10 protein-coding genes are annotated in these 12,198 nt (G+C 48.4%); 9 read left to right on the top strand and 1 reads right to left on the bottom strand.

Features of this window, described 5'->3' with window-relative positions:
• Positions 1 to 334: 334 nt before the first annotated feature.
• The 8 genes from PPHA_RS07730 to PPHA_RS07695 all read left to right on the top strand — a co-directional run bounded on the left by PPHA_RS07730 (position 335) and on the right by PPHA_RS07695 (position 8,151).
• Positions 335 to 559 (top strand): hypothetical protein, encoded by a 225-nt coding sequence (locus tag PPHA_RS07730; protein WP_012508296.1) that lies wholly within the window; start codon positions 335 to 337, stop codon positions 557 to 559.
• 490 nt (positions 560 to 1,049) lie between these two features.
• Positions 1,050 to 1,394: a helix-turn-helix domain-containing protein gene (locus tag PPHA_RS07725; protein ID WP_012508295.1), complete on the top strand. Its 345-nt coding sequence runs from the start codon at positions 1,050 to 1,052 to the stop codon at positions 1,392 to 1,394.
• Positions 1,391 to 2,698 (top strand): type II toxin-antitoxin system HipA family toxin, encoded by a 1,308-nt coding sequence (locus tag PPHA_RS07720; RefSeq protein WP_012508294.1) that lies wholly within the window; start codon positions 1,391 to 1,393, stop codon positions 2,696 to 2,698. Before PPHA_RS07725 ends, PPHA_RS07720 begins: the two co-directional genes overlap by 4 nt.
• Positions 2,695 to 3,486 (top strand): formylglycine-generating enzyme family protein, encoded by a 792-nt coding sequence (locus tag PPHA_RS07715; RefSeq protein WP_012508293.1) that lies wholly within the window; start codon positions 2,695 to 2,697, stop codon positions 3,484 to 3,486. Before PPHA_RS07720 ends, PPHA_RS07715 begins: the two co-directional genes overlap by 4 nt.
• 71 nt (positions 3,487 to 3,557) lie before the next feature.
• On the top strand, positions 3,558 to 3,779 hold the full coding sequence (locus tag PPHA_RS07710; protein ID WP_012508292.1) for a DUF2281 domain-containing protein: 222 nt from the start codon (positions 3,558 to 3,560) through the stop codon (positions 3,777 to 3,779).
• Positions 3,766 to 4,143 carry a type II toxin-antitoxin system VapC family toxin gene (locus PPHA_RS07705; protein ID WP_012508291.1) on the top strand — a complete coding sequence of 126 codons (378 nt, stop codon included), beginning with the start codon at positions 3,766 to 3,768 and terminating at the stop codon, positions 4,141 to 4,143. The genes PPHA_RS07710 and PPHA_RS07705 overlap by 14 nt, the downstream gene beginning before the upstream one ends.
• An 85-nt stretch (positions 4,144 to 4,228) precedes the next feature.
• Positions 4,229 to 7,300, top strand: coding sequence for an NACHT domain-containing protein (locus tag PPHA_RS07700; RefSeq protein ID WP_012508290.1), 3,072 nt, complete (start codon positions 4,229 to 4,231; stop codon positions 7,298 to 7,300).
• A gap of 251 nt (positions 7,301 to 7,551) precedes the next feature.
• Entirely contained in the window at positions 7,552 to 8,151 is a 600-nt protein-coding gene (locus PPHA_RS07695) for a hypothetical protein (RefSeq protein WP_012508289.1), read from the top strand.
• 106 nt (positions 8,152 to 8,257) lie between these two features.
• Here PPHA_RS07695 and PPHA_RS07690 read toward each other — a convergent pair whose 3' ends face one another.
• Positions 8,258 to 9,457 carry a leucine-rich repeat domain-containing protein gene (locus tag PPHA_RS07690; protein ID WP_012508288.1) on the bottom strand — a complete coding sequence of 400 codons (1,200 nt, stop codon included), beginning with the start codon at positions 9,455 to 9,457 and terminating at the stop codon, positions 8,258 to 8,260.
• A 296-nt stretch (positions 9,458 to 9,753) separates the two neighbouring features.
• Between PPHA_RS07690 and PPHA_RS07680 the strand changes: the two genes are divergently transcribed.
• On the top strand, positions 9,754 to 12,123 hold the full coding sequence (locus PPHA_RS07680; protein WP_012508287.1) for a glycoside hydrolase family 65 protein: 2,370 nt from the start codon (positions 9,754 to 9,756) through the stop codon (positions 12,121 to 12,123).
• The last annotated feature ends 75 nt before the right edge of the window (positions 12,124 to 12,198 follow it).

Here is a 12,198-nt window from a genome sequence, read left to right as displayed (position 1 = left end):
GAACTCTGAAAAAAGAGAGTTCACACAACAGGGAAAAACTGACATGGGGAGGGTTGAAAAAATTTTTTTGTAAACCTCGAAGTCGGTGTATCTCCATTGTCAATTGTCAACTATCCTGCAATGCCAGCTCACGAAATGCTGATTGTTTTGCTCATGCCAAGCAGGCCAAAACCCGCAACCTTTCGCAATTATTGTGGTTGTGAGGGGAAAAACTGGATCCTTCAGAGATTCGGAAACGGTTGGGGGGCAGGTTGGAACAAATATCATCTGCTTCTTTGATGAGTATTTTATAGATTAAAAAGAATCCGAAACGATATGCAAAAGGTTATACAACATGACAGCGATTGTTATTGAGGTCGATGAAAAGGTCGCTCAGACGTTTTCACAGGTATCTGCCGATAAAAAGAACAAGCTTCAACTGTTATTGACGTTGCGTTTACAGGAATTGATGTCGATTCCTGAACGCTCTCTCACTGATATTATGGATGAAATTGGCCGTTATGCAGAGGCTCAGGGTATGACACCGGAACTTTTGGCATCATTACTCAATGAAAAATAAAATTTGTGCTGTTATTGATACAAATGTTGCAATTAGTGCGGTTTTACTTCCCCATACGGTATCGCGGCAGGTTTTTGATTTTGTTGTCTTGTTCTGAATCCATTCCGTCGGATTGATATTGTTTCTCCTGCCGTTTTTTTGAACGATGTTATTCAGGGATAATCCCTTCAGTATTTGATATAAGCCTCCCGGAAGGGGTGTTTTTGTATCGGAACATCAGCGGATCAGCTTTTTTAAGAGATCCGTTATAGCAATCTGGAAATCTAAAAAAAAGAACTCACTCAACAGCAGATCTTCTCCCACTCGAACTTGCTTACGTTTCTTGCTTTGGGGTCAAAAACGATGCCAATCAGGTAGCGTTCTCCTGTGTATTTTTCGTAATAGTTCATCTTTTTGATCTGCTCAAGCGGCTCCCTGTCTTTTTTGATTGCTGTTGTCGTTTTTTATATTCATTTATATAAAAACATTAATCTTTTATAAGCGCTTAAATATGATTGTTTCTGAAGAAAAAGCGCCAATGCCTTTGCCGGTTAAACGCGCTGTCATGAAATTTGGCCGGGATTTGTCGCTGGCGAGGCGTCGTCGCCGGTTTTCGCAGGAGTCGATGGCAGAGCGGATAGGTATTTCGGTCTCCAGTTTGAGGCGGCTGGAAAAGGGCGATCCAGGTTTGAGCTGGGGAACCATTGCTCGTGCCATGTATGTGCTTGGTGAAATCGAGAAGCTTAACCAACTGCTCGATACGGCAAAAGATGATATCGGACTTGTTTTGATGGATGAGCAGTTGCCCCGGCGTATCCGCTCCCGAAAGCCTTCAGCGGAGTCCGGTGCGCTATGAGCAAGGCGATACAGCGAAGTGCAACGGTTTGCCTTGGTGAAGGCGGGATGGTTGTTGGCCAACTTGCCTATGCTCGTAGTGGTATGCGTGAAAACTCTTCGTTTGCCTATAGCCGACAGTGGCTTCAGTCGATTGAGCGCTTTTCAATCTCCCCTGACCTTCTATTGATTGAAACACATCAGTACCATAAGGCAGCTTCCGCAAATGACTCCGTTTTTCATTTTGCAATTGCCGATACGGCGCCTGATGGTTGGGGTTGCCGTGTCATTGCGCGTGATCATGCAAAGCGTCGTAACGTGCAGATGCTGCATGGCGCTGAGCAGCCATTTGCTCCTCTTACGGAATGGGACTATCTGGTCGGTGTGGATGATTTCAGTAGGGTTGGCGCTCTGCGTTTGCGCGATGAAACCGGGAACTATCTGAGAACCATTGAGAGTGGCGACAGGGCAACGCCACCCTTGCTGGAGCTGGCACATTTGCTTGGTGCAAGCCATGCTGTTGAGCGGGGGAGTGATACGGAAGCAGACCTTCGTTACCTCCGTGGCAGGGGAACCTCACTCGGCGGGCTTCGTCCGAAATGCTCTGTCATTGATGACAATGGGCAGTTGGCCATCGGCAAGTTCTCAAGCGTCAAGGATCAGCGCAGTGTGACCAAAGGTGAAGTTTTGGCCTTGCGCCTTGCTTTGGTTGCCGGTATTGATGCCGCCCAGGCTCGTATTGTTTATGCTGACAAAGCTCCAGTGGCTGTCGTGCGTCGTTTTGATCGTACGCTTCAGGGTGGTCGTATTCCCTATTTGTCGGCAGCCTCTCTCCTTCAGCTCCGCCGTGATGATGATTCTTCATACAGCGAGATAGCCGAGCGTATTATCGCTACCTGTGCAGACCCAAAACATGATCTGGCAGAGCTGTGGCGTCGAATTGTCTTTAATCTGTTGATTACCAATGTGGATGACCATCTGCACAATCATGGCTTTCTGCACGTCGGTCACGGTCAGTGGCGGCTTGCGCCAGCCTTCGATCTCAATCCTTTCCCCGACAAGGATCAGGAACTCAAAACATGGTTGACGGAGGATACGGGGCCTGTATCCTCCATTAAAGATGTGTTGCTTGTTGCTGCTCAGTTTTGGCTCGAAAGAGAGCGTGCGCTCGAAATCCTGCGGCAGGTCTACACTGCTGTAGAGAACTGGCGAGTTGTGGCTTTAACTGCGACGGTTGGCATGGAACCGCATGACCTGGTCGATTTTGCGCCAGCTTTTGAGCATGCACAGATGAAGCTGGCGGCCACACTTCTCAGGCAGGGTTGAGAGGGAAAGCGAGCAAAACTGGCGAAAAAAACGATCCTGATTTTCAGGTCAAGCGTCAAGCTGCGGACAATTGGGCTGCGTTACTGAAATGTCGTTCAACCCTGAAAGAGGAGTTGGGCTATATTCGTATGCTGGGATTGCCTGGCGTTGAAAGCATCAAGGTCAATTTGAACGACGACACCTTTGTGCCTCTTCGCCTTTCCGACAGGCCTGAGTCAGGTTTCCATCCCAATAAAAAGGATAAATCTGAGCAATCGAGCAGGTTTGCTGGCGGAAAAAAGGTCATTGCCCTCTGCAAAAAGCTGCTTGACCCCGCAGCCACTGTCAGCCGCCAGCGGGTGGTTCTGGACTGTCTGAAAACCATCGGAAAAACGGCGCCCCTTGATGCCTTGCAGCAGTTTATCCTTGAGGGGCTTGCCAAAAACAGGGATGTTGCCAGTCGGGCTGAAGAGGTCTTGCTCGCTCTTGGAGGGCAACCATACGTCGATCAAGCAACAACGAGTGCAGGCGAAAAAAACACTTCATACCGCAACCCTAATGAAGAGAATGCCGAGTACATCCTGATACCGGGTGGAAACTACCGGTATTCAGTGACAGAGGAAACTGTGGATGTGCCGGATCTCTACGTTGCCAAATATCCGGTTATCAACAGGCTTTACCGCTCTTTCATTGCCGCAGTGGCCAATATGCGCAGCAACAAGCTTTCAGGGCGGGTCGGCCATGCGCGGCAGGCCAATACCCGCAACCTTTTATGCTCCTTGAGGATGGGTGGGGGAACTGTGGTTTGAATTTTCTTTGTATTGTGAGTATAATAAAGATAGATGCATAAGGTAACCGATCGTTGAAAAGGGGGCATACCATGACGACAGCAGAAAAACTTTATAAAACAGCGCAAGAGCTTCCCGAGTCGGTTGTTGCCGAAATTCTTGATTTCGCAGAGTTTTTGCAGAATAAAACGGTAAAAAAAAACACCGCAAATAGAGAGGTGTTGATCGATATTGCTGGTGGCCTGGAAACTTCCACTACATTCTCCGGAGATCCTTTAGAAATCCAGAAACGGTTGCGTGATGAGTGGGAATAAATATCTTCTTGATACCAATTTTATACTTGCTCTCTTCAAGTCAAATCCGATAGTAATAGAGGAACTATTCTCCCGACAGGTTTACTCTTCCGAGTGTTTTTACAGTGTTGTGACGCGAATGGAATTATTGGGATATCCAGGGATTACCGATGGTGAAGAGTCGTTTATCAGGGAGAAACTTGACCATTTTACCCACTGCACTCTGACCAGTGAGATTGAAAACAGGGTTATTGAGTTACGCAGAAAGCGTAAAATTAAATTGCCAGATGCCATTATTGCAGCAACGGCACTCTCATTGAAGCTTGAGTTATTGACATTGGACAAGCATCTTTTATCTGTTGTTACGGCATCAAGAGAGCAATAGCAGTATTGGAACTCAAGTCGATCAATCCGATTGGCTGTTTGGTGGGAGTTGATGCGCTTGGCTTTGCAAATCAAGAGCTGAAAAAATGAACAGACGAACAGATGATAAACAAAGTCGAATTGTACATGTTCTTGTCGCATCTCCCTCTGACGTTGCTGCAGAGCGGAAAATAGCCGATGAGGTAATCCGTACCTGGCATATCCGTCATCAGTTGTCTGGACTGAGGCTGGAACCGGTGTTGTGGGAATCACACGGTGCTCCTGAATGCGGTGACAGGGTGCAGGGAATTCTCAATAAACAGATTGTTGACGAGTGTGATTGTGCCATCGGTATTTTCTGGACACGGATTGGTACTGATACCGGTGTGGCTCCGGGAGGAGCTGTTGAAGAGGTACAGCGGTTGATGAGCAAGGGTAAGCCGGTCATGCTCTATTTTTCCAAAGCCAACTACCCATTGAATCTTTCGGATTCCGGCAAGGTAATGGAGTTCGCCGGTCAGTTGACGAGACTTGCTGAATTTAAAGCTTCCCTGCAAGGGTATTCGCTGTTGTGGGAATATGACAGTCAGGATAGATTTCGTCAAAACCTTCTGACTCATCTCGACATCCAGATACCCAAGTGGTTTGGGCCTGAAGCCACAGCTCAAGAGCGCGTTGTTGTTTCGCCGAAGCTCGATGCTGCTTCGGCCCTCAAACGTTACCACTCAACCCTGGCGAGACAATTGGGCAACATCACCCTGACAGGCTCTCCCGTCATTACAAATTTTTCAGCAAAGCTCTCCGACACTTTTGTTTCTTTATCTCTTTCTGGCACATCGCGTTGCGAAACACGCATCCATGCCGCAGACGAACCGTGTGTGTCGCAAACTGAGGAGCGTACGAGCACTCCTGAAGAGGTTATGCGTTTTGTTTTCCAAAATTACCCGTTACTGCTCGTTATCGGCGATCCTGGTTCAGGAAAAACAACCCTGCTGAAATACTATGCGCTCTCCTGTCTCGACAACGGGCGCTGTACTCAGTTTGGGTTCAGCGAAGACGTCAATGTTTTTTACTTTCCGCTGCGTGAACTCAAGAAGGGTGATAGCGGCTATGCCTCACTGCCTGCAATTCTCTCTGGATGGTGTGAAAAAAATTATCTCACTCTTCCGGATACACTTTTTTCTGGCTGGCTTGAGGAGCCGTCATCTCTTGTGCTTCTCGATGGTCTGGATGAAATCAGTGATGTTGACGAGCGGATTGCTGTCTGTAGCTGGGTTGACAGGATGGTTGAGAGGTTTACCTCTGCCCGCTTTGTGGTGACTTCACGGAGCACCGGGTACCGGAAAGGAGATGGCATTGAGCTTGAAGCGAGCCATCTGCGTGCCGACATTATGGATTTTTCCAAAGAGCAGCAGGCGGAGTTTTTACAGCGCTGGTTCAAGGCCGCATTTCTGGGCGAAATTCCACCAAGCGTTGGAGATAAGGGGAGATGGCGAATTCTTCAGGAACAGAAAGCAGACCAAAAAGCCGATGCGATTATTGCTTTTCTGTCACAGGATAAAAACAGGAGTTTACGTGCACTGGCAGGGGTTCCTCTGCTGTTACAGATTATGGCTATGCTCTGGAAAGATCGGGAGTATCTGCCTGGAAGTCGTTTGAAGCTCTACGATGCGGCGTTGAACTACATGCTTGATTATCGCGACCGTCGCAGGGGAATTGACCCGCTGCTTGCGGCAGAAGATGCTCGTCGGGTGCTGAGCCCGGTCTCTCTCTGGATGCAGGATGAGCTGAAAAAAGATGAGGCTGACCGGGATAAAATGCAGGATAAAATGCAGGAGCTGCTCGATACGCTCTGCAATTCGCTGCCAGCATCGGAGTTCTGCCGGAATCTTGTTGACCGGGCTGGTCTTCTGGTTGAGTACGGTGAAAAAGAGTATGTTTTCCGGCACAAGTCATTCCGTGAGTATATGGCGGGCGTTCAACTGCTCAAAAACATGCATCGGATGGGTTATCTCGACATCATCGTTACCCGGTTCGGGGACGATTGGTGGCAGGAGCCGCTTCGCTTTTTTATCGGTCATGTTGATGATGCCGATGTGTTTGATTCCTTCATGCAGAAGCTTTTTGATTCACCGGTCACTGAAAACTTGACACAAAAGCAGCAGGACTTGCTTGTTGCTCTTGTTGAGGAGGCGCCGCAACGGAAGATTGATGCCTTGCGCCAAAAACTGCTTGATCCGGCGACCACGCAAAACCGGCAGCGCTATTTGCTTGAGTGCCTGAAAACTATCGCAAAACCGGAAGCGCTTGCCGTTGTGAGGGAGTTCAAGCAGTTGGGGTTGTCGAAAGAGGAACGGGTTATTGTTGCTGTAACACTCGACAAGCTTGGTGCAGAGTACATCCTGATCAAAGGCGGAACATTTATCTATTCTCGGACGAAGAAGCCGGAAACCGTGCCTGATATGTACGTTGCAAAATACACGGTGACCAACCAGCACTACCGCCGCTTTATCGACTATCTCGATGCAAAGGAGCCGGAATTTGCTGAAAGAGTGCCCGTTGAAACATACCGAAAGAGCTTGCAGGAGCTGGCATCGGGCATAAAAGGATTCAGCAATTGGCTGAAAGAAGAACCCTCTTTGGTCAGCCGCTTTCGCTCATTTTATGATGATGACAAGCGATTCAACAAGGATGAACAGCCGGTTGTCGGGGTGAGCTGGTTTGCCGCCAAAGCCTGGTGCCTCTGGCTTTCGCTGCTTGAAGGGGAGAGGGCACGGTACCAGCTTCCGGATGAAGTGCAGTGGGAGTGGGCCGCAGGAGGCCAGCGCGACAAGCGGGATGAAGTATTAAAGGTTAGGGACTATCCCTGGCCCGAAGAGAAGGGTAAGCCTGATAAAACACGGGCTAATTATAACAATCACGAGGGGGGAACGACACCTGTAGGCCGTTATCCTGAGGGAGCAACGCCTGAGGGGCTCTACGATATGGCGGGCAATGTGTGGGAGTGGACAGAGGATTGGTATGATGAAGATAAAGACAGGCGTTCGTTACGCGGAGGGGATTATAGTGATAAAGCTGATGCTCTGCGCTGCTCCTCCCGGCTCGACCTCAATCCGAGGAACAGGGGCTACTTCATTGGTTTTCGAGTGATTCGTTCCAGTCATTCTTCCTCTTCCTGAAATTCTGATCCTCTGTTATCTGGAACTCTGAAAAAGAAAGTTCACTCAACAGGGAAAAACTGACATGGGGGGGCTTGGAAATTTTTTTTTTCAATAGACAGTACGGCAGTTTTTTGCGCTGGTGTCATAAGGGAAGTTGCGATGATAATGCATATGAACGAATTATATCGTTTTTGTTGTATAGTGTTGTATAATGGTGTATAAATTGGTATAAAAGAATATAACTCTCAATAAAACAGGACTCTCGATGGATGCTATCAGAAATCCATTCTCTCCCGGCGCGGGCTCTCCTCCTCCGGAACTGGCAGGACGTGATATCTTATGCAGAACGGCTCTTTAATTTTCCTGACATCGGGGCGCTCAACGAGCAGGATGCTGCCAAAGCGCTTCAGGAACCTGTTGGTGAGGCTGGGGTCTTATTTGACGGTGACGCCCTCCACGAAATTTTTCGCCTGACCAAGGGGTATCCCTATTTTCTTCAGGAGTGGGGCTATCAGGTTTGGAACCAGGCCGAAAGCTCACCCATTACCTTGTCGGTTGTCGAGAAAACAACCAGACTTGTCGTCAACCGTCTGGATGAAAATTTCTTTCGGGTGCGCTTTAATTGCCTTACCGATCGTGAAAAAAAGTACCTGCGTGCAATGGCCGAGCTTGGCCCGGGCCCCTATCGCAGTGCCGACATCTCCACGGCTCTTGGTGTCGAAATTACAGCGCTCAGCTCCGTGCGCTCGGGGCTCATCAAAAAAGGAATGATCTACAGCCCTTCGCATGGCGTGATGGCCTTTACGGTACCTCTTTTTGATGAATTTATGCGCCGGGCTATGCCGGAAGTGGATGGGGAGCCATTGTAACGGTGTCAACCATAGGGTTTACCAGGAAAGATAGAATGGGAATCTGGGGCAGCAAGGCAGGGGCGCGATGATGTGTGGCGCCCCTGTTGCATGTGGCGGGGATTGCCTATGCTTTCAAAAGTACTTCGCACTCCGGGTGGAGTTCAATGAATCGTTCAAGCTCTTCCTGGGGAATCCTGCCTGCTGAAAGTTCTATCTTTTCGAGGTTCTGAAGATGCATGAGGGGGGCGATGGAGCTGATGGCGGTGTTCGACAGATCAAGCTCTTCAAGGTTGGCGAGCTCTTCGAGGGGGTCTATATTGCTGAGCGGCGTGTTTGCAAGGCTCAGTTCACGAAGATCGGAAAGCTCTCTGAGTGCTTCAATATCCTTGATACCGGTTTTGTTGCAGCGGAGGTATTCAAGACTTCTGAGTTTGGAGAGCGGCGTTATATCGATGACGTTTGAGTTGTCGATGCCGAGTTCTATGAGATTTTCGAGATCTGTGAGTGGTTCAAGCGAGGAGATTTCTGTTTTGTAGCAACTGAGTTTTTCGAGTTTGATGAGCTTTTTGAGCGGGGAGAGGTCATCGATGACGGTTTCGGAACAGTAGAGCTCTTCAAGATTGAGCAGGTTGCTGATGGGTTCAAGTGAGGTGATCTTGGTGCTTGAGATCCAGAGGAGCTTCAGCCCGGCAAGGTGACGCAGGGGTTCCAGTGATGAAAAGTCGCAGTCGAATGCGTAGAGGCGCCGCAGTTTTTCGAGGTGCTGAAGCGGGTCGAGATTTTCGACGGGTGACTCGTCGCAGCGGAGCTGTTGGAGATGTTCAAGGACGCGAAGAGGCAGGAGATTATGGATTCGACGATTATCGCAACGGAGGTGGGTTGTTTCAAGGAAGTCAAGCAGCTCCTGGTCGGAGGGATCACGAACAACTTTCAGGGTTGTTTTGACAATCTCCTTCCAGTCAGCGGTGAGGGCGTTCCACCATTTTTTTCGTGCGTTAGACTCTTTCAGGAGTTCGGCTCTGGAGATGCTGTCAAGGTAGGCAATTTCATCCGTTCGGGTGAAGCTCTGTCGTGCGCTTTCCTGATGAGATTTTGCGCCGCATGAGGCTGGATCGTTGGTGCTGACATTGAGCTTTTCGGTTAGGCAGCGGGTATACCACGCAGCTTTTTTTTCCTCAATGTTTTGATGGTGAAATTCCTGGGATTGCTGGTCAAGGGAGGAGATATCTTCAAGAATGTCATTACCGCACCGAGCGCATACCGCACTTTGCATGGTGAGGGGATAGCCACAGACAGGGCATTGATTGTAGGTATTTTGCTCCAAAGTGATGATGGCAATTACTTCATTGAAATAGATACAGGAATAAAACAGGCTGGCATTTCGTTAAAAAATAAGAAAAAAAGCGTTACCGCCATAAAGAGGAGTCTGAAAATCCCGATAAAGTTGATGCCAATTGGTTTCTGCACCGTAATTCTGAGGAGTGAGTGGGGAAAATGGGTATAAACTTTTAAACCGCAGCTTTTGTTCGAATTAGAGTGTAATACGTTATTTTCTCATCAGTAAGGCTGTTGCCGGATGGGTTTACTCATCATCAGGAATAAAGTGGGGGAGGGGGCATTATGGTAAGTGGTTCTTTGCAGGAGGCTACGGATGACAGATTGGTGGTTAAGGCGTTGCTTGATCTTTCGGCGGAAGAGTGGCTGCTGAGGCGGAAGGGTTTTCGCAACAGTGAAAAGAGTGTACAGGTTAATGAGACGCTTTTGACCATCGGAAATGGTTATCTCAATATCCGGGGGAGTCTTGAGGAGTTGCCTCCCGGAAATGCCGGTGGTATGTATGTGGGGGGGATTTACGATAAATCTGAAGCTGATGTGGAGGAGTTGGTTAAGTGTCCTATGTGGACTGATGTGTCGGTCTGGAGTGATGGCTGTAAATTCTGTATGACTACTTGCAAGGTGCTCAGCCATGAGCAGATCCTTGATATGAAGAAAGGGGTGCTGCATCGGAGTACGACGCTTGTGAATCCTGCAGGCCAGATCGTGCGGCTGGAAACGGCTCGCCTTGTTTTCATGCATGATGTGCATCTGGGGTACATGATGGTAACGGTAACCCCGATCAATTTTTCCGGCCCGATCCGGGTTCTCAGTGGTTTGAACGGTGAGGTGTGCAACAGGGGCTTTTTCCCCCGTGAAAAGCTCAAACATCTGCAGCTTGAGAGAATCGAGCGTGGCCGGGCTTTGATGTATATCGAAATGAAAACCAGAGAGCGGGGTATACGGATTGCTGAAGCGGCTTCATGGAAGCTTGTTTCTCCTTTTATGCAGAGTTTTGCCTGGGAACCGAGGATTTATGGTGAGAAGTTCACCAGCGAAATAAGCCTTGAGGCCCGTCAGGGTGAGAGCTATGTTTTTGAGAAATTGGTTGTTGTTGCTACAAGCAGGGAGTTTGTGGCTGAAGAGATGTTCAAGGGTACAATCTGCAAATTGAAATCCTTTGTTCGCACTGGAGTGGTTCCTGAAATAACGGCTCATCTGAAGGCATGGAATGAAAAATGGAAGCAGGCGGACATTGTTCTTATAGGGGATGAGAAGGCTCAGCATGCAGTGCGTTTCAATGTCTATCAGTTGCTGATCAATGCGCCTTCCCGCCCTGCCGGTATTGGAGCAAAATTTCTGAGTTCCGAGGGTTATCTGGGTCATGTTTTCTGGGATACCGAGATTTTTATTCTTCCGTTCTATGTCTACAATTTTCCTGATGTTGCCCGGAATATGCTGTTATACCGTTACAATACTCTCGACGGGGCAAAGAAGAATGCGCTGAAAATGGGCTGTAAAGGGGCGAAGTATGCATGGGAGTCAGCAACGACCGGAGAGGATGTTACTCCGAGGTTTGCTTCAAAACTTGAGCGAACCATTCGGTTGATTTATACCGGCACAGAGGAGGATCATATTGTTTCTGATGTGATCTATGGTGTTGAAAAGTATTTTCGTGTCACTGGTGATGACAGTTTTCTTGTGGATTATGGATTTGAGATGGTCTTTCTTACGGCGAGATTCTGGGCATCGAGGGTTGTTGAGGAGGGCGATCATTATGAAATTCGTTGTGTCATTGGCCCTGACGAGTTTCATGAGCATGTCAACAATAATGCCTATACGAATTTTATGGTGAAATGGCATCTCGGGCTTGCTGTGCTGCTTTTCAAGTATATGGGCAGGAGCTATTCGGGAATTCTGGATGATCTTGTCGCCAAAATAGGGCTTGAGAGGGAGGAGGTGGATGTATGGCTGGCTATCAGCAGGAAACTCAGGCTCACCTATGATCCCCAAACAAGGCTTTTTGAGCAGTTTGACGGCTACTTTTCCCTGAAAGATTATCTCGTTGAGAAGTTTGACCGCAAGGGTCATCCTGTGCTTCCCGAGGGGATTGATTACAGCAATATACAGTCGACACGGTTGATCAAGCAGGCTGATGTTCTCATCATGATGATGCTCTTTCCCCATTCTTTCAGTGATGAGGATAAAAGAGCCAATTTTGATTTTTATGAGAAACGTACGGCGCATGCATCGTCACTGAGTCACTGTATTCATGCCATGATGGGCCTCTCTGTCGGGATGCGCACAAGGGCCTATCACTATTTTATGAAGACGGCGCTTTTTGATCTGGAGAATCTTCATGAAAACACGGCGCTGGGGATTCATGCGGCTGCGGTTGGCGGTACATGGCAGACGGTGATCTCGGGTTTCGGAGGTTTTTCGATAAAGTCTGACCGGATGGTGTTGAAACCGTGGCTGCCGAAAAAATGGGAAAGCCTTTCGTTTTGTGTACAGTGGAGGGCAAGAACCGTTGAAATTACCATTTTCCATGACAGGGTTGCATTGCTCGTCATTTCTGATGAAAAGCTGTTACTGCCTGTTACGCTCTACGAGAAAACCTGGAAGATTATGACGAACAAGCGATATGAACTTCCCTATTGTGTCGTGAAACGCTGACGTTTTTTTCCTGACCAGGCAGGGGCTGATCTTTGGTGATTATCAGAGTTATTCTTCATTTGTGATATTTTGATG

The organism is Pelodictyon phaeoclathratiforme BU-1 (assembly GCF_000020645.1).
GTDB classification, from domain to species: Bacteria; Bacteroidota; Chlorobiia; order Chlorobiales; family Chlorobiaceae; genus Chlorobium; species Chlorobium phaeoclathratiforme.
This window is presented reverse-complemented; position numbering and strand designations above follow the sequence as displayed.

Bases quoted from the DNA above. Each gene is read 5' to 3' on its own strand.
- PPHA_RS07705 (WP_012508291.1), top strand. From the start codon at position 3,766: ATGAGTGGGAATAAATATCTTCTTGATACCAATTTTATACTTGCTCTC.
- PPHA_RS07695 (WP_012508289.1), top strand. From the start codon at position 7,552: ATGCTATCAGAAATCCATTCTCTCCCGGCGCGGGCTCTCCTCCTCCGG.
- PPHA_RS07710 (WP_012508292.1), top strand. From the start codon at position 3,558: ATGACGACAGCAGAAAAACTTTATAAAACAGCGCAAGAGCTTCCCGAG.
- PPHA_RS07700 (WP_012508290.1), top strand. From the start codon at position 4,229: ATGAACAGACGAACAGATGATAAACAAAGTCGAATTGTACATGTTCTT.
- PPHA_RS07730 (WP_012508296.1), top strand. From the start codon at position 335: ATGACAGCGATTGTTATTGAGGTCGATGAAAAGGTCGCTCAGACGTTT.
- PPHA_RS07720 (WP_012508294.1), top strand. From the start codon at position 1,391: ATGAGCAAGGCGATACAGCGAAGTGCAACGGTTTGCCTTGGTGAAGGC.
- PPHA_RS07680 (WP_012508287.1), top strand. From the start codon at position 9,754: ATGGTAAGTGGTTCTTTGCAGGAGGCTACGGATGACAGATTGGTGGTT.
- PPHA_RS07725 (WP_012508295.1), top strand. From the start codon at position 1,050: ATGATTGTTTCTGAAGAAAAAGCGCCAATGCCTTTGCCGGTTAAACGC.